Raw genomic sequence first — 21,009 nt, forward strand, 5'->3', positions numbered from 1 at the left:
GTTACAGCACCTCCGGCGCGAGCGAGATGATCTTCATGAACTTCTTCTCGCGCAGCTCACGGCCCACGGGGCCGAAGATACGGGTGCCGCGGGGGTCGCCATCGTTCTTGAGGATGACGGCCGCGTTCTCGTCGAAGCGGATGTACGAGCCGTCGGGGCGGCGGCGCTCCTTGACGGTGCGAACGATGACGGCCTTGACGACGTCACCCTTCTTCACGTTGCCACCGGGGATCGCGTCCTTGACGGTGGCGACGATGACGTCACCGATGCCCGCGTAGCGGCGACCGGAACCACCGAGAACACGGATGCAAAGGATTTCCTTCGCACCAGTGTTGTCGGCGACGCGCAGTCGCGACTCCTGCTGGATCACGTCTATCTCCTGAATGTCTGCCGGTTCCCGGCAGGGGCCTTCGTTCCCTTACGGGACGTCAGCCCCTGCCGAGCCTGGCGGAACTGTTCCTAGGGGGTCCCCCCAGGAGGGATGTGCTTGCCTGTCGAAATCCCCGTGCGGGAATCCCCCTCACGAGGAATTCCCAGCCGGGAATTACTTGGCCTTCTCGAGGATCTCGACGATGCGCCAGCGCTTGGTGGCGGACAGCGGCCGGGTCTCCATCAGGAGGACGCGGTCGCCGACACCGGCAGCGTTCTGCTCGTCGTGCGCCTTGAGCTTGTTGGTACGGCGGATGACCTTGCCGTACAGCGCGTGCTTGACGCGGTCCTCGACGGCGACGACGACGGTCTTGTCCATCTTGTCGCTGACGACCAGACCCTCACGGGTCTTGCGGAAACCGCGCTCGTTCGTCTCAGTCACATTCTTCTCGCTCATCAGGCGCTCTCCACCGTCTCGATGCCGAGCTCGCGCTCCCGCATCAGGGTGTAGATCCGGGCGATGTCCTTGCGGACGGCCTTCAGCCGGCCGTGGTTCTCGAGCTGTCCGGTCGCCGCCTGGAAGCGGAGGTTGAACAGCTCCTCCTTGGCCTCACGCAGCTTGGCAACGAGGTCCTCGTTGTTCAGCTCGCGCAGCTCGGTCGCCTTGGTACCGGCCGCCATCACGACTCACCTGCCTCGCGCCGCACGATGCGGCACTTCATCGGAAGCTTGTGGGCGGCGCGGGTCAGCGCCTCCTTGGCAACCTTTTCGTTCGGGAAAGACAGCTCGAACATCACCCGACCGGGCTTGACGTTCGCGATCCACCACTCCGGCGAACCCTTACCGGAACCCATGCGGGTCTCGGCCGGCTTCTTCGTCAGCGGACGGTCGGGGTAGATGTTGATCCACACCTTGCCGCCACGCTTGATGTGACGGGTCATGGCGATACGAGCGGACTCGATCTGCCGGTTCGTCACGTAGGCCGCGGTAACGGCCTGGATGCCGTACTCACCGAAGGCCAGCTCGGTACCGCCCTTGGCCATACCGTTCCGCTTCGGGTGGTGCTGCTTGCGGTGCTTGACCCTGCGAGGGATCAGCATGTCGGTCAGCCCTCCGTTCCAGGGTTCTCCGCCGGAGCAGCGGCAGCGGCCTCGGCCTTGGGGGCCTCGGCAGCGGCGCTCTGCTGCTGCGGCTTGCGGCCGCGACCGCCACGCTCGCCACCGCGGCGCGGACGCTGGTCGCCACCACCGCGGGCCGGGCGGTTGCCCGCACGCGCGGCGGCGTTCTCGGCACGCACCTCGGCGATGTTCTTCACGTCGCCCTTGTAGATCCAGACCTTCACGCCGATCCGGCCGAAGGTGGTCTTGGCCTCGAAGAAGCCGTAGTCGACGTTCGCACGGAGCGTGTGCAGGGGCACACGGCCCTCGCGGTAGAACTCCGAGCGGGACATCTCGGCACCGCCGAGACGGCCACCACACTGGATCTTGATGCCCTTGGCGCCGGCCTTCATCGTCGACTGCATGCTCTTGCGCATGGCGCGACGGAAGGAGACGCGGGAGGACAGCTGCTCGGCGACGGCCTGGGCCACGAGCTGAGCATCGGTCTCGGGGTTCTTGACCTCGAGGATGTTCAGCTGGACCTGCTTGCCGGTCAGCTTCTCCAGCTCACCGCGGATGCGGTCGGCCTCGGCGCCGCGGCGGCCGATGACGATGCCCGGGCGAGCGGTGTGGATGTCAACGCGGACGCGCTCACGGGTGCGCTCGATCTCCACCTTGGAGATACCGGCGCGCTCCATGCCCTTCGTCATCATGCGACGAATGGCGACGTCTTCCTTGACGTAGTCCTTGTACAGCTTGTCGGCGTACCAACGGGACTTGAAGTCCGTGGTCACACCGAGCCGGAACCCGTGCGGGTTTACCTTCTGGCCCATTACCGGGTTCCTTCCTTGCTGCTGACGACCACGGTGATGTGGCTGGTCCGCTTGCGGATCCGGTAGGCACGGCCCTGGGCACGCGGACGGAACCGCTTCAGGGTCGGGCCCTCGTCCACGTACGCCTCGCTGATGAACAGCGTGGAGGAGTCCGTGTGGTCGTAGTTGTGCGCGGCATTGGCAATGGCGCTGTCCAGCACCTTGCCCACCGGCACGCTCGCGGCCTGCGGGGCGAAACGCAGGACCGCCTGAGCCTCCGTGGCATCCATGCCACGGATAAGGTCCACCACGCGGCGGGCCTTCATGGGCGTGACGCGGATGTACCGCGCCTGGGCCCTGGCTTCCATGGTTGTCCCTTCGGTGTCAGTCATAGTCTTCGCACTCCGGTCGATCAGCGACGACGCGACTTGCGGTCGTCCTTCTCGTGGCCGCGGAAGGTGCGGGTCGGCGCAAACTCGCCGAGCTTGTGGCCGACCATCGACTCGGTGACGAACACCGGGACGTGCTTGCGGCCGTCGTGCACCGCGATCGTGTGGCCGAGCATGGCCGGGACGATCATGGAGCGGCGGGACCAGGTCTTGATGACGTTCTTGGTGCCTGCATCGTTCTGTACGTCCACCTTCTTGGCGAGGTGGTCGTCGACGAAGGGCCCCTTCTTGAGACTGCGCGGCATCTAAACCCGCTCCTAGCGCTTCTTGTTCGTCTTGCGGCGGCGGACGATGTACTTGTTGCTGGCCTTCTTCGGCGAGCGAGTACGACCCTCCTTCTTGCCCCAGGGCGAGACCGGGTGGCGACCACCGGAGGTCTTGCCCTCACCACCACCGTGCGGGTGGTCGACCGGGTTCATCACGACACCACGCACGGTCGGGCGGACGCCCTTCCAGCGCATACGGCCGGCCTTGCCCCAGTTGATGTTCGACTGCTCGGCGTTGCCGACCTCGCCGACGGTGGCGCGGCAGCGGACGTCGACCAGGCGGATCTCACCGGACGGCATGCGCAGGTGGGCCATGGAGCCCTCCCGCGCCAGCAGCTGCACGGAGGCACCCGCGGAGCGGGCGAACTTCGCGCCGCCGCCGGGCCGCAGCTCGATGGCGTGGATGGTCGTACCGACCGGGATGTTGCGCAGCGGCAGGTTGTTGCCCGGCTTGATGTCGGCGCCAGCGCCGTTCTCGATCCGGTCGCCCTGCTGGAGGCCGCGCGGGGCGATGATGTAGCGCTTCTCGCCGTCCGCGTAGTGCAGGAGCGCGATGCGCGCGGTGCGGTTGGGGTCGTACTCGATGTGCGCGACCTTGGCCGGCACGCCGTCCTTGTCGTGACGACGGAAGTCGATCACTCGGTAGGCGCGCTTGTGGCCACCGCCCTGGTGGCGAACGGTCACACGACCGGCGTTGTTACGGCCGCCCTTGCTGTGCAGCGGGCGGACCAGCGACTTCTCCGGCGTGGACCGCGTGATCTCGACAAAGTCGGCGACGCTGGAGCCACGACGGCCCGGGGTCGTCGGCTTGTACTTGCGGATACCCATTTCTCAGTCCTCGTCCGATTTCGGACGATCCGGACCGCCGTCAGGCGGTCGGACCGCCGAAGATGTCGATACGGTCGCCCTCGGCGAGGGTCACGATGGCGCGCTTGGTGTTGGCGCGCTTACCGAAACCAGTGCGGGTGCGCTTGCGCTTGCCCTGCCGGTTGATCGTGTTGACCCCGGTGACCTTGACCGAGAAGACCGCCTCGACGGCCTGCTTGATCTGGGTCTTGTTCGCGCCGGGCGCGACGATGAACGTGTACTTGTTCTCGTCCAGCAGCGCGTAGCTCTTCTCGGAAACAACCGGCTTGACGAGGACGTCGCGCGGGTCCGTGAAGGTCTTGCTGGTGACGACGGCCTCAGTCATCAGGCGTCGCTCCCTTCGGTCTCAACGGCCTTGGGGCCAGACACGAAGGACTCGAGAGCGGCCTTGGTGAAGACCACGTCGTCGGAGACGAGCACGTCGTACGTGTTCAGCTGGCCCGGCTCCAGGATGTGGACCTGGGGCAGGTTGCGGGCGGACAGCCACGCGGCCTCGTCGGAGCGCTCGGCGACCAGGAGCAGGTTCTTGCGCTCGCTGATCTTGCCGAGCAGGCCCTTGGCGGCCTTGGTGGACACCGCGCCGTCGACCACGCCGGAAACGACGTGGATGCGGCTGTGGCGGGCCCGGTCCGAGAGGGCACCGCGCAGGGCGGCGGCCTTCATCTTCTTCGGGGTCCGCTGGCTGTAGTCACGCGGCACGGGGCCGTGGACGACGCCACCGCCGGCGAACTGCGGCGCACGGGTCGAACCCTGGCGCGCGCGGCCGGTGCCCTTCTGGCGGTACGGCTTCTTGCCACCGCCGCGGACCTCGCCGCGAGTCTTGGTCTTGTGCGTGCCCTGACGGGCCGCGGCCAGCTGCGCGACAACGACCTGGTGGATCAGCGGAACGCTGACCTTGGCGTCGAAGATCTCCGCGGGGAGTTCGACGGTCCCGGCCTTGTCGCCTGCCGGCGAAAGGATGTCAATGGTGCTCATCGGTTACCTCAGGCCCCCTTGGCCGCGGTACGGACCAGGACGAGGCCGCCGTTCGGACCAGGAACTGCGCCCTTGATGAGCAGCAGGCCCTTCTCCGCGTCAACGGCGTGGACGGTCAGGTTCTGGGTGGTGACCCGCTCATTGCCCATACGGCCGGCCATCCGCATGCCCTTGAACACGCGGCCCGGGGTGGCGCAGCCACCGATGGAGCCCGGCTTGCGGTGCACGCGGTGGGCACCGTGCGAAGCCTTGCCACCGCCGAAGCCGTGACGCTTCATGACACCGGCGAAGCCCTTGCCCTTGCTCTTGCCGGTCACGTCCACCTTCACGCCCGCCTCGAAGACGTCGGCGCTCAGCTCCTGGCCGAGGGTGTACTCGCTCGCGTCGGCGGTACGGACCTCGACGAGGTGGCGACGGGGGGTGACGTCGGCCTTCGCGAAGTGGCCCTTGAGGGGCTTGTTCACCTTGCGCGGGTCGATCTCGCCGAAGGCGATCTGGACGGAGTCGTAGCCGTCCTGGTCATTGGTGCGCACCTGGGTCACGACGCAGGGCCCGGCCTTGACGACGGTGACCGGAACAACACGGTTGTTCTCGTCCCACACCTGCGTCATGCCGAGCTTCTCGCCCAGGAGCCCCTTGATCTGCTTAGCCATTCTCAGATCACCGACCCTCAGAGCTTGATCTCGATGTCGACACCGGCCGGGAGGTCGAGTCGCATCAGGGAGTCAACGGTCTTCGGCGTCGGGTCGAGGATGTCGATCAGGCGCTTGTGCGTGCGCATCTCGAAGTGCTCGCGCGAGTCCTTGTACTTGTGCGGCGACTTGATGACGCAGTACACGTTCTTCTCAGTGGGCAGCGGCACCGGGCCCGCGACCGACGCACCAGTACGGGTCACCGTCTCGACGATCTTCTTCGCCGAGGAGTCGATGACCTCGTGGTCGTAGGCCTTGAGCCGGATGCGGATCTTCTGTCCCGCCATGGCTACTTCGTAGTCCTGTCTCTCGTAACGCTCTGGGACCCGGTGAGGCCACTACTTTCCTCCGACCCACGCGGTCGGGCGTGTCGCGCTCCTTCTCGTAAATCTCCGCAGGAGAGATCCCTCGAGGAGGAGAACGTGGGGGAAGAACACCCACCGGGCGCCTGGCCGAGGCACCCCGCTGACACTTCCCGGAAGATTCCCGTACTTCCGCCCCTGAGAAGAGGCGACGAATACCTGGGACTCGCTTCCAGTCCCCCCGGCGGGAGGCGCGCAGCATCGGCACTCAACCGAGCAACCTGGACAGTGTGCCATACGCGGGACGCGTAAGGCCAATCGGGCCCCAACTGTCAAGAAGCCCCGCCCACCTACTGGTGGGCGGGGCTTCCCGCTGCTCCGGAGAGCTACCGGGTCGACCGGATCAGCAATTACTTGTTGATCTTGGTGACCTGGCCGGCGCCGACGGTCCGGCCACCCTCACGGATGGCGAACTTCAGGCCCTCCTCCATGGCGACGGGCTGGATGAGCTCCACCTTCATCTCGGTGTTGTCACCCGGCATGACCATCTCGGTGCCCTCGGGGAGGGTCACAACACCGGTCACGTCAGTCGTACGGAAGTAGAACTGCGGACGGTAGTTGTTGAAGAACGGCGTGTGGCGGCCACCCTCGTCCTTGGAGAGGATGTAGGCCTGCGCCTCGAACTCGGTGTGCGGGGTGACCGAGCCCGGCTTGATGATGACCTGGCCGCGCTCGACGTCCTCGCGCTTGATGCCGCGAAGCAGCAGACCGACGTTCTCACCGGCCTGGCCCTCGTCGAGCAGCTTGCGGAACATCTCGATACCGGTGACGGTGGTCGAGGTCTTCTCCTGCTTGATACCGATGATGTCAACCTGCTCGTTGACCTTCAGGATACCGCGCTCGATACGACCGGTGACGACGGTGCCACGACCGGTGATCGTGAAGACGTCCTCGACCGGCATCAGGAACGGCTTGTCGACGTCGCGCTCCGGCTGCGGGATCGACTCGTCGACGGCCTTCATCAGCTCGAGGACGGAGTTGCCCCACTCCTTGTCGCCCTCGAGGGCCTTCAGAGCGGAGACCTTGACGACCGGAACGTCGTCGCCGGGGAACTCGTACTCGTTGAGGAGCTCACGGACCTCGAGCTCGACGAGCTCCAGGATCTCCTCGTCGTCCACCATGTCGGCCTTGTTCAGGGCGACGACGATGTACGGAACGCCGACCTGGCGGGCCAGGAGCACGTGCTCCTTGGTCTGCGGCATCGGGCCGTCGGTGGCGGCGACCACCAGGATCGCGCCGTCCATCTGGGCGGCACCGGTGATCATGTTCTTGATGTAGTCCGCGTGACCGGGGCAGTCGACGTGGGCGTAGTGACGCGTCTCGGTCTGGTACTCGACGTGCGCGATGGAGATGGTGATACCGCGCTGGCGCTCCTCAGGAGCCTTGTCGATCTGGTCGAAGGCCGAGGCCTCGTTCAGGTCCGGGTACGCGTCGTGCAGCACCTTGGTAATGGCGGCCGTGAGGGTCGTCTTACCGTGGTCGATGTGACCGATGGTGCCGATGTTGACGTGCGGCTTAGTCCGCTCGAACTTCGCCTTCGCCACTGGGGTCCTCCTGTGGAGTGGTTCTGTACGCCTTACTCATCGGCGCCAGGTGATCTTTGCTGGATAGCCCGGGCCCGGGGGCATTCCTCCGCTGTTGCGGTGGAATGCCCCGACAGGCACCGGAGTCAAGCCTAGAGCGTGAACTCGACGGGTGAGTTACTCGCCCTTGGCCTTGGCGATGATCTCCTCGGCGACGTTCTTGGGAACCTCGGCGTAGGAGTCGAACTGCATCGAGTAGCTCGCGCGACCCGACGTCTTGCTGCGGAGGTCTCCGACGTAGCCGAACATCTCCGAGAGCGGAACCAGGCCCGTGACGAGCTTGGCGCCGGCGCGGTCCTCCATGGACTGGATCTGACCACGACGGGAGTTGATGTCGCCGATCACGTCGCCCATGTAGTCCTCGGGCGTGGTGACCTCGACCTTCATCATCGGCTCGAGCAGGGCCGGGCTGGCCTTGCGGGCGGCCTCCTTGAAGGCCATCGAACCGGCGATCTTGAACGCCATTTCCGACGAGTCGACCTCGTGGAACGCGCCGTCGAGGAGCGTGACCTTGACACCGGTCAGCGGGTAACCGGCGAGGACACCGAACTCCATGGCCTCCTGGCAACCCGCGTCCACGGACGGGATGTACTCCCGCGGGATGCGGCCACCGGTGACCTTGTTCTCGAACTCGTACCCGTCGCCCTCGAGCGGCTCGAGCGCGATCTGCACCTTCGCGAACTGGCCGGAACCACCAGTCTGCTTCTTGTGCGTGTAGTCGAGACGCTCGACCGGCTTGCGCAGGGTCTCGCGGTACGCGACCTGCGGCTTGCCGACGTTGGCCTCGACCCGGAACTCACGCTTCATACGGTCGACCAGCACGTCGAGGTGCAGCTCGCCCATACCCGCGATGATGGTCTGGCCGGTCTCCTCGTCGGTGTGCACCTGGAACGAGGGGTCCTCTTCGGCGAGGCGCTGGATGGCGACACCCAGCTTCTCCTGGTCGCCCTTGGACTTGGGCTCGATGGCGACCTGGATGACCGGGGCCGGGAACTCCATCGACTCCAGGATCACCGGGGAGCCCGCGTCGCAGAGGGTCTCACCGGTGGTGGTCTGCTTCAGACCCATGACGGCGACGATGTCGCCGGCACCCACCGCGTCGATCTCCTCACGCTTGTTCGCGTGCATCCGGTAGATCTTGCCGATGCGCTCCTTCTTGCCCTTCACCGAGTTCTGCACCTGCGTGCCGGCCTCGAGGCGGCCCGAGTACACCCGGATGAAGGTGAGCTTGCCCAGGTGGGGGTCGCTCGCGATCTTGAAGGCGAGGGCGGCCAGCGGCTCCTCCTCGGACGGGCGCCGCTTGACGACCTCGTCCGGGTTGTTGACCGCGTGACCCTCGATGGCCTCGACGTCCAGCGGGGACGGGAGGTAGCGCACGACCGCGTCGAGCAGGGGCTGTACGCCCTTGTTCTTGAACGCGGTACCGCAGAACACCGGGGTGACGGTGGTGACGTCGGCGTTGCCGGAGGCGATGGTGATACGACGGATCGCGGCGTAGAGCTGCTCCACGGTGGGCTCCTGGCCCTCCAGGTACAGCTCCATGATCTCTTCGTCGTTCTCGGCCACGGTCTCGAGGAGCTTGCCGCGCCATTCGTCGGCGGCCTCGATGTGCGTGTCCGGGATGTCGACGGTGTCGTACATCTCGCCCTTGGCGGCCTCGGCCGACCAGACCAGGGCCTTCATCGTCACGAGGTCGACGACGCCCTTGAAGTCGGCCTCGGTGCCGATCGGCAGCTGCATCACGATCGGGGTCGCGCCCAGGCGATCCGTGATCATGTCGACGCAGCGGTGGAACTCGGCACCCGTGCGGTCGAGCTTGTTGACGAAGCAGATGCGCGGAACGCCGTAGCGGTCCGCCTGACGCCAAACGGTCTCGGACTGGGGCTCGACACCGGCAACGCCGTCGAACACCGTCACCGCACCGTCGAGCACGCGCAGCGAACGCTCCACCTCGACGGTGAAGTCGACGTGGCCCGGGGTGTCGATGATGTTGATGGTGTTGTCGACGTTGTCCAGCGGCCAGTGGCAGGTCGTCGCGGCAGACGTGATCGTGATGCCGCGCTCCTGCTCCTGCTCCATCCAGTCCATCGTGGCAGCGCCGTCGTGGACCTCACCGATCTTGTACGAAACACCGGTGTAGAACAGGATCCGCTCGGTGGTGGTCGTCTTGCCCGCGTCGATGTGGGCCATGATCCCGATGTTGCGGACCTTGGCCAGGTCAAGCGAAGTGGTAGCCATAGTGGCTCAGTCTTCTCTCGGTCTCGATGTGGGTTGCGACTACCAGCGGTAGTGCGCGAAGGCCTTGTTGGACTCGGCCATCTTGTGCGTGTCCTCACGCTTCTTGACCGAAGCGCCGAGGCCGTTGGAGGCGTCGAGCAGTTCGTTCATGAGGCGCTCGGTCATGGTCTTCTCGCGGCGGGCGCGGGAGTAGCCCACGAGCCAGCGGAGCGAGAGGGTGGCGGCGCGGCCGGGCTTGACCTCGACCGGGACCTGGTAGGTCGCACCACCGACGCGGCGGGACTTGACCTCGAGGGTCGGCTTGATGTTCTCCAGCGCGCGCTTCAGCGTGATGACCGGGTCGGTGCCGGTCTTCTCACGCAGACCCTCCATGGCGCCGTAGACGATGCGCTCGGCGGTGGAGCGCTTGCCGTTCAGCAGCACCTTGTTGATGAGGGAGGTCACCAGGGGGGAGCCGTAAACCGGGTCGATGATGACCGGGCGCTTCGGGGCGGGGCCCTTACGAGGCATTCTTACTTCTCCTTCTTGGCGCCGTAGCGGCTGCGAGCCTGCTTGCGGTTCTTGACGCCCTGCGTGTCGAGGGAGCCGCGGATGATCTTGTACCGAACACCCGGCAGGTCCTTCACACGGCCGCCGCGCACGAGCACGATCGAGTGCTCCTGCAGGTTGTGGCCCTCACCCGGAATGTAAGCGGTGACCTCGATCCCACTGGTCAGACGCACACGCGCGACCTTACGCAGGGCCGAGTTCGGCTTCTTCGGGGTGGTCGTGAACACACGCGTGCAGACGCCGCGGCGCTGGGGCGAACCCTCGAGTGCGGGCGTCTTGTTCTTCTCGACCTTGTCCTGCCGGCCCTTACGGACCAGCTGCTGGATCGTAGGCACTACTTCTCCGGTTTCTGTGTGCCAGTCTCGGTAAAGCTAACCTGGAACATTTCCCGACCCACGCGGTCGGGTGTGTCGAATACTGCAGACCGGCCTCGCTGGAACGAGGAGGCGGCAGATTGCGGTGTCAAAACCCGGCTTCCGCGCTGCCGGGACTCTCCGGCCGGACTGGTGGGAGAAGGCGCGCACGGCAGCCCAGGGACACCCCAGGCACAAGGTCAGAGCGTACCTAGCGCATGGGCTGCGGTCAAAACAAATGCACACGCGAAGGACACGCCGGACTCGGACGGCGTTGCGGCCACCGTAGTGGGATCCACGGGCCTACGGAAGAAGGCGCACACCCGTCAGCCGCGGGTCACCGCCAGCAACACCATCACCAGGAAGAACAGGGCCCAGGCACCGATCCCGAGCCAGCCGAGCACCAGCCCGGCGATCGCCTGGCCGTCGCCCCGCTCCCCCGTCCGCCGGATCTCGGCCCGCGCCTTGTGCCCCAGGATCACCGCGGGGATCGACGTCAGACCCCAGGTGAACGGGCCTATCAGCCCGCAGACCAGCGCGCCCGTGGCGGCGCCGTTGGTGGTCTGCGGCATCGGCATCTGGAGGGGCATGAACGTAGCCGGCACTGCGGGCCGCGGCGTGAACTGCGCCTGCGGCACCGGGCCCTGCGGAAGATCGGCGACCAGCATCTGCAACTCGGCGTGGGTCTGCGCCTGATAGGCCCGGCCCATCCGCTGCTCGTACTCGGCCTGTCCGAGACGCCCCTCGGCGAAACCCGCCTTCAGCACGTCGACCGCGCGCTCGCGGTCGGCGTGCGAGGCCCGCATCGCAGGCACCTGATACGGGTTCTGCGCGGGATGCCCACCCTGCCACGGCTGGAATGCCACGTCGCGAACCTCCCCCCGCTCAATTGTCGTCCCCATCTTCTCATCACAGACGCGGCAATGGGAGGACAAGTTCCCGCGGCCCTGCGAACGCCGCAGGGCGGCCACCCCGGTGGGGTGACCGCCCTGTTCAGGCGCGTGTGGCCTTACTGGTTGTACGGACCGTAGTCGTAGTCCTCCAGCGGGACCGCCTGGCCGGAACCGGTGCCGAACGGCGAGTAGTCGATGTCGTCGTAACCGACGGCCGAGTACATCGCGGCCTTGGCCTCCTCGGTCGGCTCGACCCGGATGTTGCGGTAGCGGGACAGGCCCGTACCGGCCGGGATGAGCTTACCGATGATGACGTTCTCCTTGAGGCCGATGAGGCTGTCGGACTTGGCGTTGATCGCCGCGTCCGTCAGGACTCGGGTCGTCTCCTGGAAGGAGGCGGCCGACAGCCAGGACTCCGTCGCCAGCGAGGCCTTGGTGATACCCATCAGCTGCGGACGGCCGGAGGCCGGGTGGCCGCCTTCCGCCACCACGCGACGGTTCTCGCCCTCGAACTTCGAGCGCTCCACCAGCTCGCCCGGCAGCAGCTCCGCGTCGCCGGACTCGATGATCGTCACACGGCGCAGCATCTGCCGGATGATGATCTCGATGTGCTTGTCGTGGATCGCCACGCCCTGGCTGTTGTAGACCTTCTGGACCTCGCCGACCAGGTGGACCTGGACGGCACGCTGGCCGAGGATCCGCAGCACGTCGTGCGGGTTGATCGCACCGACGGTCAGCGGCTGGCCGACCTCGACGTGGTCACCCTCGGACACCAGCATGCGGGCGCGCTTGGAGACGCCGTAGGCCGTCTCGTCGCTGCCGTCGTCCGGCGTGACGATGACCTTCTTGGTCTTCTCGGTCTCCTCGATGCGGACGCGGCCGGCCGCCTCCGAGATCGGGGCGACGCCCTTGGGCGTACGGGCCTCGAAGAGCTCGACGACACGCGGCAGACCCAGGGTGATGTCGTCACCGGCCACACCACCGGTGTGGAAGGTACGCATCGTCAGCTGGGTGCCGGGCTCACCGATGGACTGGGCGGCGATGATGCCGACCGCCTCACCGATGTCGACCAGCTTGCCGGTGGCCAGCGAACGGCCGTAGCAGTACGCACAGGTACCGACCGCGGACTCACAGGTCAGGACCGAGCGGGTCTTGACCTCCTCCACGCCGTGCGCGATCAGCTGGTCGATCAGCACGTCACCGAGGTCGACGTTGGCCGGTGCGACGACCTTGCCGTCCACCACGACGTCCTCGGCGAGCATCCGCGCGTACACGGAGGACTCGACGTCGTCCGCCTTGCGCAGGATGCCGTCCGCGCCCTTCGAACCGATCCGCAGCTTGAGGCCGCGCTCGGTGCCGCAGTCCTCCTCGCGAATGATGACGTCCTGGGAGACGTCGACCAGACGACGGGTGAGGTAACCGGAGTCGGCGGTACGCAGGGCGGTGTCCGCCAGACCCTTACGGGCACCGTGGGTGGAGATGAAGTACTCCAGCACGGACAGGCCCTCGCGGAAGGACGCCTTGATCGGACGCGGGATGGTCTCGTTCTTGGCGTTCGACACCAGACCACGCATACCGGCGATCTGCCGCATCTGCATCATGTTTCCTCGGGCACCCGAGTCAACCATCATGAAGATGGGGTTGGTCTTGGGGAAGTTCTCATTCATCGCCTCGGCGACCTCGTTGGTCGCCTTGGTCCAGATGTTGATGAGCTCCTGCGTGCGCTCGTCCTTGGTGATCAGACCGCGCTCGTACTGCTTCTGGACCTTCTCGTCCTGGGCCTCGTAGCCGGAGACGATCGCCTTCTTGGCCTCCGGCACGACGATGTCGGAGACGGCGACGGTGACGCCGGAACGGGTGGCCCAGTAGAAGCCGGACGCCTTCAGGTTGTCGAGCGTCGCCGCCACGATGACCTTCGGGTAGCGCTCGGCCAGGTCGTTGACGATCGCGGAGAGCTGCTTCTTGCCCACCGAGTAGTCGACGAACGGGTAGTCCTCGGGCAGCAGCTCGTTGAAGAGCGCGCGGCCCAGGGTCGTCCGCAGCCGGAAGCTGTCGCCCTGCTGCCACTCCGGCTCGCCCTCGACGGGGGCCGGCGGGGTCCAGCCACGCGGCGGCACGGTGCCGATCGGGAAGCGGATGTCGACCTTCGCCTGGAGCGAGAGCTCGCGGGCGTCGAAGGCCATGATCGCTTCGGAGACCGAGGCGAACGAACGGCCCTCACCCTTGACCTCGCGCTCCTCCTCGTCCGTGGTGAGGAAGAAGAGGCCCAGCACCATGTCCTGGGTCGGCATGGTGACCGGACGGCCGTCGGCCGGCTTGAGGATGTTGTTCGAGGACAGCATCAGGATGCGTGCCTCGGCCTGCGCCTCCGCGGACAGCGGCAGGTGCACGGCCATCTGGTCACCGTCGAAGTCCGCGTTGAACGCGGTGCAGACGAGCGGGTGGATCTGGATGGCCTTGCCCTCGACCAGCTGCGGCTCGAAGGCCTGGATGCCGAGGCGGTGCAGGGTGGGCGCACGGTTCAGCAGCACCGGGTGCTCGGCGATGACCTCTTCGAGGACGTCGTACACCACGGTGCGGCCGCGCTCGACCATGCGCTTGGCCGACTTGATGTTCTGCGCGTGGTTGAGGTCCACCAGGCGCTTCATCACGAACGGCTTGAACAGCTCCAGCGCCATGGCCTTGGGCAGACCGCACTGGTGCAGCTTGAGCTGCGGGCCGACGACGATGACGGAACGGGCCGAGTAGTCGACGCGCTTGCCGAGCAGGTTCTGACGGAAGCGGCCCTGCTTGCCCTTGAGCATGTCGGACAGCGACTTCAGCGGACGGTTGCCGGGGCCCGTCACCGGGCGGCCGCGGCGGCCGTTGTCGAAGAGCGCGTCGACGGCCTCCTGGAGCATGCGCTTCTCGTTGTTCACGATGATCTCGGGCGCGCCGAGGTCGAGAAGCCGCTTCAGGCGGTTGTTGCGGTTGATCACGCGGCGGTACAGGTCGTTCAGGTCGGAGGTCGCGAAGCGGCCACCGTCCAGCTGCACCATCGGACGCAGGTCCGGCGGGATCACCGGGATGCAGTCCAGCACCATGCCCTTGGGGCTGTTGCGGGTCTGCAGGAAGGCGGAGACGACCTTCAGGCGCTTGAGCGCACGGGTCTTCTTCTGGCCCTTGCCGGTCCGGATGATCTCGCGGAGGCGCTCGGCCTCCTCCTCCAGGTCGAAGGTCTCCAGCCGCTTCTGCAGCGCGGCGGCACCCATCGAACCGTCGAAGTACGTGCCGAAGCGGTCCCGCAGCTCGCGGTAGAGGAGCTCGTCGCCCTCCAGGTCCTGGACCTTGAGGTTCTTGAAGCGGTTCCAGACCTCGTCGAGGCGGTCGATCTCGCGCTGCGCACGGTCGCGCAGCTGCTTCATCTCGCGCTCGGCACCCTCGCGCACCTTGCGGCGGGCATCCGCCTTGGCGCCCTCGGCCTCCAGCTCGGCCAGGTCGGTCTCGAGCTTCTTGGCGCGGGCCTCCAGGTCGGAGTCGCGGCGGTTCTCGATCTGCTGGCGCTCGACGGAGACGTGCGCCTCCAGCGAGGGCAGGTCGCGGGTGCGGCGCTCCTCGTCCACGAACGTGATCATGTACGCGGCGAAGTAGATGACCTTCTCGAGGTCCTTGGGCGCGAGGTCCAGCAGGTAGCCCAGCCGGCTCGGCACGCCCTTGAAGTACCAGATGTGGGTGACGGGCGCCGCCAGCTCGATGTGGCCCATCCGCTCACGGCGCACCTTGGCGCGAGTGACCTCGACACCGCAGCGCTCGCAGATGATGCCCTTGAAGCGGACGCGCTTGTACTTACCGCAGTAGCACTCCCAGTCCCGGGTGGGGCCGAAGATCTTCTCGCAGAAGAGGCCGTCCTTCTCGGGCTTGAGGGTGCGGTAGTTGATGGTCTCCGGCTTCTTGACCTCGCCGTGGGACCACTGACGGATGTCGTCAGCGGTGGCGAGGCCGATCCGCAGCTCGTCGAAGAAGTTGACGTCGAGCACTATGCGTCAATCCCTCTCAGGGTCGTGTCTAGATGGTCTGTACGGGGTCCGGGGCGGGGCCGGGATCTCTCTCGTACGAGGGAGATCCCGGCCAGACCCGTCAGACCTCTTCGACGCTGCTCGGCTCGCGCCGGGACAGGTCGATGCCGAGCTCCTCCGCAGCGCGGAAGACGTCCTCGTCGGTGTCGCGCATCTCGATGGACATGCCGTCCGAGGACAGCACCTCCACGTTGAGGCACAGGGACTGCATCTCCTTGATGAGCACCTTGAAGGACTCGGGGATGCCGGGCTCGGGGATGTTCTCGCCCTTGACGATGGCCTCGTAGACCTTCACGCGGCCGGTGACGTCGTCGGACTTGATCGTCAGCAGCTCCTGGAGGGCGTACGCGGCGCCGTAAGCCTCCAGCGCCCACACCTCCATCTCACCGAAGCGCTGGCCACCGAACTGAGCCTTACCACCCAGCGGCTGCTGGGTGATCATCGAGTACGGACCGGTCGAGCGGGCGTGCAGCTTGTCGTCGACCAGGTGGTGCAGCTTGAGGATGTACATGTACCCGACCGAGATCGGGTCCGGGAACGGCTCACCGGAGCGGCCGTCGAACAGCCGCGCCTTGCCGGACGGGAGGACCATGCGGTCGCCGTCGCGGTTCGGGCGGGTGTTCTCCAGCAGACCGGCCAGCTCGTCCTCGCGGGCACCGTCGAAGACCGGGGTCGCGACGTTGGTGCGCGGGTCGACCTGGTCGGCGCCGATGACCTGCAGGCGCTGGGCCCACTCCTCACCGAGGCTGGAGACGTCCCAGCCCTGGCTGGCGAGCCAGCCGAGGTGGATCTCCAGGACCTGTCCCGGGTTCATTCGGGACGGGACACCCAGCGGGTTGAGGATGATGTCGACCGGGGTGCCGTCCTCCATGAACGGCATGTCCTCGACCGGCAGGATCTTCGAGATGACGCCCTTGTTGCCGTGGCGGCCGGCGAGCTTGTCACCGTCGGTGATCTTGCGCTTCTGCGCGACGTAGACGCGGACCAGCTGGTTCACGCCCGGGGGCAGCTCGTCGCCCTCCTCGCGGTCGAAGACGCGGACGCCGATGACCTTGCCGATCTCGCCGTGCGGGACCTTCAGCGAGGTGTCGCGGACCTCGCGCGCCTTCTCGCCGAAGATCGCGCGGAGCAGGCGCTCCTCGGGGGTCAGCTCGGTCTCGCCCTTGGGCGTGACCTTGCCGACGAGGATGTCGCCGGCGACGACCTCGGCACCGATCCGGATGATGCCGCGCTCGTCGAGGTCGGAGAGGACCTCCTCGGAGACGTTCGGGATGTCCCGGGTGATCTCCTCGGGGCCGAGCTTGGTGTCACGGGCGTCGACCTCGTGCTCCTCGATGTGGATCGAGGAGAGGACGTCGTCCTGCACGAGGCGCTGCGACAGGATGATCGCGTCCTCGTAGTTGTGGCCCTCCCACGGCATGAACGCCACGAGCAGGTTCTTGCCGAGCGCCATCTCGCCCTCGTCCGTGGACGGACCGTCGGCGAGGACCTGGCCCTCGATGACCCGCGCGCCCTCGTCCACGACGACCTTCTGGTTGAAGGAGGTGCCCTGGTTGGAGCGGGTGAACTTGGCGACGCGGTACGTGGTGTACGTGCCGTCGTCGTTGGCGACGGTGATGTAGTCCGCGGAGACCTCCTGGACCACACCGTTCTTCTCGGCCTTGATGACGTCACCGGCGTCGACCGCGCAGCGGTACTCCATGCCGGTGCCGACCAGCGGCGACTCCGCCTTGATCAGCGGAACGGCCTGGCGCATCATGTTCGATCCCATGAGCGCGCGGTTGGCGTCGTCGTGCTCGAGGAAGGGGATCATGGCGGTCGCGGCCGACACCATCTGGCGCGGCGAGACGTCCATGTAGTGCACCTCGTCGGCGGGGACGAGGTCGACCTCGCCGCCACGCCGGCGGACCAGCACACGGTTCTCGGCGAAGCGCAGGTCCTCGCTGAGCTTGGCGTTCGCCTGGGCGATCAGGTAGCGGTCTTCCTCATCGGCGGTGAGGTAGTCCACCTGGTCGGTGACCTGGCCGTCGACGACCTTGCGGTACGGCGTCTCGATGAAGCCGAAGACGTTGACCCGGCCGTAGGACGCGAGCGAACCGATCAGACCGATGTTCGGGCCTTCGGGGGTCTCGATCGGGCACATGCGGCCGTAGTGCGAGGGGTGCACGTCACGGACGTCCAGACCGGCCCGCTCACGGGAGAGACCACCCGGGCCCAGCGCCGACAGACGGCGCTTGTGGGTCAGACCCGACAGCGGGTTGGTCTGGTCCATGAACTGGGACAGCTGGCTGGTGCCGAAGAACTCCTTGATGGAGGCGACGACCGGCCGGATGTTGATCAGGGTCTGCGGCGTGATCGCCTCGACGTCCTGGGTGGTCATGCGCTCGCGCACGACGCGCTCCATACGGGCGAGACCCGTACGGACCTGGTTCTGGATCAGCTCGCCGACGTTGCGCAGGCGGCGGTTGCCGAAGTGGTCGATGTCGTCGGTCTCGACAACGATGTTGTTGCCGTTCTCGCCGACCGTCTCGGTCTCGCCCGCGTGCAGCTTCACCAGGTACTTGATCGTGGCGATGATGTCGTCCACGGTCAGCACGCCGGCGTCCAGCGGCTCGTCGCCGCCGAGCTTCTTGTTGACCTTGTAGCGGCCGACCTTCGCGAGGTCGTAGCGCTTGGGGTTGAAGTAGAGGTTCTCCAGCAGCGTCTGCGCGGCCTCACGCGTCGGGGGCTCGCCCGGGCGCAGCTTGCGGTAGATGTCGAGCAGCGCGTCGTCCTGGCCCTGGGTGTGGTCCTTCTCCAGGGTGGCGCGCATCGACTCGTAGTCGCCGAACTCCTCGAGGATCTGCTCGGTGGTCCACCCGAGCGCCTTGAGCAGGACGGTGACGGACTGCTTGCGCTTGCGGTCGATGCGGACACCGACCATGTCGCGCTTGTCGATCTCCATCTCCAGCCAGGCACCCCGGGACGGGATGATCTTGGCGGAGAAGATGTCCTTGTCGGACGTCTTGTCGATGGAGCTGTCGAAGTACACACCCGGCGAGCGGACGAGCTGCGACACCACGACACGCTCGGTGCCGTTGATGACGAAGGTGCCCTTGTTGGTCATGAGCGGGAAGTCGCCCATGAAGACCGTCTGGGACTTGATCTCGCCGGTCTCGTTGTTGGTGAACTCCGCGGTGACGAACAGCGGAGCCGCGTACGTGAAGTCGCGCTCCTTGCACTCGTCGATGGAGTTCTTCGGAGGCTCGAAGCGGTGGTCGCGGAACGTCAGCGACATCGACCCGGAGAAGTCCTCGATCGGGGAGATCTCTTCGAAGATCTCTTCCAGACCGGACTTGGTGGGAACTTCCTGCCCACTCTCCAGCGCAGCCTCGACGCGACCCTTCCATGCGGCATTGCCGAGCAGCCAGTCGAAGCTTTCGGTCTGCAGCGCAAGGAGGTTCGGAACCCCGAGGGGCTCCTTGATCTTCGCAAAGGAGATGCGCAGCGGGGCGGTGCTGTCGCCGTTGTTCGTATTGGCAGTCGAGGCGTTGCGCGAGGCGGCCAAGAGGGGGTCCTTCCGAGGGCTCGGACTCACTACGCGCGTGCCGGTCCCGAATCGAGCAAAGCGGTCGAGAGGCCCAGGTCAGGGCGGTTCGTTCGGCTTCACTCGGGCTCGGGCATGCCCCTGGTGACGGGCAGGGAGCAGCTAACAGGCAGCGCAAAGGGTCAGTGTAGCCACATGGCCCACTGATGTCCAGAGCGAGTTTCCGGAGACCGGTACCGCACCGCGTCCCGATCTTCTCCCTCCGGGAGGTCATCCCCTCCGCGACGGAGGAGCCCCTCGTTGTTCTTCACTTCGCCCAATGCCCTGCGCCTGCCGAAAGCCCTTGCGCCAGTGGCGCACACCGATGCTTCCCTCTTCGTCGGCGATCCATGCCTCGGACCCTGGACCGCTTCTGTGTCGCGTCCCGAGAATTGCGCGCCGCGTCCGGTTCGTCAAGGCCCCCCGCCTCTGGGAGATCGTCACATGGAGGTGCGCCCGGACAACGAAGATCACCATACTCGCACTCCGGCGCGGGACGGTGCAGCCGGGGCGGGGACGCCGAAGGGCGACCACCCGTATGGGTGATCGCCCTTCGCGGTGTCCGCGTTACGCCCTCAGGCGCGTCGGACGGGAGTCGTGAGACTCACCAAGGTCACTTGACCTCGACGGAGGCACCGGCGCCCTTGAGGGCCTCGGCGGCCTTCTCGGCGGCGTCCTTGGCAACCTTCTCCAGAACCGGCTTCGGGGTGCCGTCGACCAGGTCCTTGGCCTCCTTCAGGCCGAGGGAGGTCAGCTCGCGCACGACCTTGATGACCTGGATCTTCTTGTCGCCGGCGCCGGTGAGGATGACGTCGAACTCGTCCTTCTCCTCCTCGGCGGCGGCGGCCGGGGCACCCGGAACGCCGGCGGCCACAACGGCGGCCGGGGCGGCGGCGGTGACGTCGAACTTCTCCTCGAAGGCGGAGACGAACGCCGCCAGCTCGATGAGGGTCATGCCTTCGAACTGCTCGAGGAGCTCGTCCTGGGTGAGCTTCGCCATGGTGGCGGTCCTTCCACTAAATCGGCTGGTGCCGGATGTACATTTCGGCGGGCGTGCGGCCCGCTGTGACCCGCGTCAGGCGACGCGGATCATGACGCGAGCCGAATTACTCGGCACCGCCCTGCTCGGCCTTCTTGGCGCGAAGCGCTTCCGCAGTGCGGACGAACTTCGACGGGAGCGCCTGGAAGAGCGCGGCAGCCTGGGACTGCTTGCCCTTCATGGCACCCGCCAGCTTGGCGAGCAGAACCTCGCGGGACTCGAGGTCCGCAAGCTTCTTGATCTCGTCGGCGGAGAGAGCCTTGCCGTCAAGGACGCCGCCCTTGATGACGAGGTTCTGGTTCTCCTTGGCGAAGTCACGAAGACCCTTCGCCGCCTCGACCGGGTCACCGGTAACGAAGGCGACGGCCGTCGAGCCACTGAGGTGCTCGTCCAGCGCGGAGATCCCGGCCTCCTTGGCCGCGATCTTGGTCAGCGTGTTCTTCACCACACGGTACTGAGCGTTGTCACCGAGCGAACGGCGCAGATTCTTGATCTGCGCAACGGTAAGACCGGTGTACGCGGTCACAACAGCGGCGTTCGAGCTGCGGAACTTCTCGGCAATCTCGTCGACGGCTGCGACCTTGTCGGGCCTCGCCATGAGCCTCGGCCTCCTTCCGGGTGATGAGGACCGCGCAGAAGGGGCTGGGCAAAACAAACGCCCCGGCGCAGGGCACGGGGCGTTACTCGACCGAACAGAGAACTGTCCGGGAGTCTCTCCACACAACCTGCGCAGGCCGTCCGCAGCTAGCGGATCCTTCGGCCACCACACGCCCGGAATCGGACGCGCAGAGACAACCAGCGGTCTTTGGCTTCCGGGACACCGTACGGGAACGGCCCACGCACAG

21 protein-coding genes are annotated in these 21,009 nt (G+C 66.5%); all 21 read right to left on the bottom strand.

The features are described from left to right. Position 1: 1 nt before the first annotated feature. The 21 genes from rplN to rplJ all read right to left on the bottom strand — a co-directional run bounded on the left by rplN (position 2) and on the right by rplJ (position 20,762). Positions 2-370: a 50S ribosomal protein L14 gene (gene rplN, locus K2224_RS04520; protein WP_003998823.1), complete on the bottom strand. Its 369-nt coding sequence runs from the start codon at positions 368-370 to the stop codon at positions 2-4. Between the two features lie 174 nt (positions 371-544). After that, on the bottom strand, positions 545-826 hold the full coding sequence (rpsQ, locus tag K2224_RS04525) for a 30S ribosomal protein S17 (RefSeq protein WP_006604882.1): 282 nt from the start codon (positions 824-826) through the stop codon (positions 545-547). Continuing rightward, the gene (gene rpmC, locus K2224_RS04530) at positions 826-1,050 is read right to left on the bottom strand and encodes a 50S ribosomal protein L29 (RefSeq protein ID WP_004950453.1); all 225 of its coding nucleotides are present in this window, start codon (positions 1,048-1,050) and stop codon (positions 826-828) included. Before rpmC ends, rpsQ begins: the two co-directional genes overlap by 1 nt. Next, on the bottom strand, positions 1,050-1,469 hold the full coding sequence (gene rplP, locus K2224_RS04535; protein WP_016571059.1) for a 50S ribosomal protein L16: 420 nt from the start codon (positions 1,467-1,469) through the stop codon (positions 1,050-1,052). The genes rpmC and rplP overlap by 1 nt, the downstream gene beginning before the upstream one ends. 5 nt (positions 1,470-1,474) lie before the next feature. Further along, complete coding sequence (rpsC, locus tag K2224_RS04540) at positions 1,475-2,299, bottom strand: 30S ribosomal protein S3 (protein ID WP_221905366.1); 825 nt, start codon at positions 2,297-2,299, stop codon at positions 1,475-1,477. Beyond that, positions 2,299-2,646, bottom strand: a complete 348-nt coding sequence (rplV, locus tag K2224_RS04545) for a 50S ribosomal protein L22 (RefSeq protein ID WP_221909428.1) — start codon at positions 2,644-2,646, stop codon at positions 2,299-2,301. The genes rpsC and rplV overlap by 1 nt, the downstream gene beginning before the upstream one ends. Before the next feature lie 44 nt (positions 2,647-2,690). Beyond that, positions 2,691-2,972 (bottom strand): 30S ribosomal protein S19, encoded by a 282-nt coding sequence (rpsS, locus tag K2224_RS04550; RefSeq protein ID WP_016571057.1) that lies wholly within the window; start codon positions 2,970-2,972, stop codon positions 2,691-2,693. Positions 2,973-2,984: 12 nt separating this feature from the next. Next, complete coding sequence (rplB, locus tag K2224_RS04555) at positions 2,985-3,821, bottom strand: 50S ribosomal protein L2 (RefSeq protein ID WP_016571056.1); 837 nt, start codon at positions 3,819-3,821, stop codon at positions 2,985-2,987. Between the two features lie 40 nt (positions 3,822-3,861). Next, a complete protein-coding gene (gene rplW, locus K2224_RS04560; RefSeq protein WP_018538756.1) occupies positions 3,862-4,185 on the bottom strand; it encodes a 50S ribosomal protein L23 in 324 nt (107 codons plus the stop codon). After that, positions 4,185-4,835 (bottom strand): 50S ribosomal protein L4, encoded by a 651-nt coding sequence (gene rplD / locus K2224_RS04565; protein ID WP_221905367.1) that lies wholly within the window; start codon positions 4,833-4,835, stop codon positions 4,185-4,187. The genes rplW and rplD overlap by 1 nt, the downstream gene beginning before the upstream one ends. An 8-nt stretch (positions 4,836-4,843) precedes the next feature. Then, the gene (gene rplC, locus K2224_RS04570; RefSeq protein WP_018538758.1) at positions 4,844-5,488 is read right to left on the bottom strand and encodes a 50S ribosomal protein L3; all 645 of its coding nucleotides are present in this window, start codon (positions 5,486-5,488) and stop codon (positions 4,844-4,846) included. Positions 5,489-5,505: 17 nt separating this feature from the next. Next, positions 5,506-5,814, bottom strand: a complete 309-nt coding sequence (gene rpsJ / locus K2224_RS04575) for a 30S ribosomal protein S10 (protein WP_003948644.1) — start codon at positions 5,812-5,814, stop codon at positions 5,506-5,508. Between the two features lie 425 nt (positions 5,815-6,239). Then, the gene (gene tuf, locus K2224_RS04580) at positions 6,240-7,433 is read right to left on the bottom strand and encodes an elongation factor Tu (protein ID WP_221905368.1); all 1,194 of its coding nucleotides are present in this window, start codon (positions 7,431-7,433) and stop codon (positions 6,240-6,242) included. Between the two features lie 156 nt (positions 7,434-7,589). Continuing rightward, positions 7,590-9,710, bottom strand: coding sequence for an elongation factor G (gene fusA / locus K2224_RS04585; protein ID WP_221905369.1), 2,121 nt, complete (start codon positions 9,708-9,710; stop codon positions 7,590-7,592). A 39-nt stretch (positions 9,711-9,749) separates the two neighbouring features. Then, complete coding sequence (gene rpsG, locus K2224_RS04590; RefSeq protein WP_018538761.1) at positions 9,750-10,220, bottom strand: 30S ribosomal protein S7; 471 nt, start codon at positions 10,218-10,220, stop codon at positions 9,750-9,752. A gap of 2 nt (positions 10,221-10,222) precedes the next feature. Beyond that, a complete protein-coding gene (gene rpsL, locus K2224_RS04595; protein WP_003948652.1) occupies positions 10,223-10,594 on the bottom strand; it encodes a 30S ribosomal protein S12 in 372 nt (123 codons plus the stop codon). A gap of 344 nt (positions 10,595-10,938) precedes the next feature. Beyond that, positions 10,939-11,418, bottom strand: a complete 480-nt coding sequence (locus K2224_RS04600) for a DUF1707 and DUF4190 domain-containing protein (protein ID WP_221909429.1) — start codon at positions 11,416-11,418, stop codon at positions 10,939-10,941. Positions 11,419-11,621: 203 nt separating this feature from the next. After that, positions 11,622-15,521, bottom strand: a complete 3,900-nt coding sequence (locus K2224_RS04605) for a DNA-directed RNA polymerase subunit beta' (RefSeq protein ID WP_221905370.1) — start codon at positions 15,519-15,521, stop codon at positions 11,622-11,624. Between the two features lie 100 nt (positions 15,522-15,621). Then, complete coding sequence (gene rpoB, locus K2224_RS04610) at positions 15,622-19,107, bottom strand: DNA-directed RNA polymerase subunit beta (RefSeq protein WP_221905371.1); 3,486 nt, start codon at positions 19,105-19,107, stop codon at positions 15,622-15,624. A gap of 631 nt (positions 19,108-19,738) precedes the next feature. Further along, on the bottom strand, positions 19,739-20,125 hold the full coding sequence (gene rplL, locus K2224_RS04615) for a 50S ribosomal protein L7/L12 (RefSeq protein ID WP_221905372.1): 387 nt from the start codon (positions 20,123-20,125) through the stop codon (positions 19,739-19,741). Between the two features lie 106 nt (positions 20,126-20,231). Next, positions 20,232-20,762 (bottom strand): 50S ribosomal protein L10, encoded by a 531-nt coding sequence (rplJ, locus tag K2224_RS04620; RefSeq protein WP_221905373.1) that lies wholly within the window; start codon positions 20,760-20,762, stop codon positions 20,232-20,234. Positions 20,763-21,009 lie beyond the last annotated feature (247 nt).

Origin of the sequence: Streptomyces sp. BHT-5-2, assembly GCF_019774615.1 — a bacterium.
In the GTDB taxonomy this organism is placed as follows: domain Bacteria; phylum Actinomycetota; class Actinomycetes; order Streptomycetales; family Streptomycetaceae; genus Streptomyces.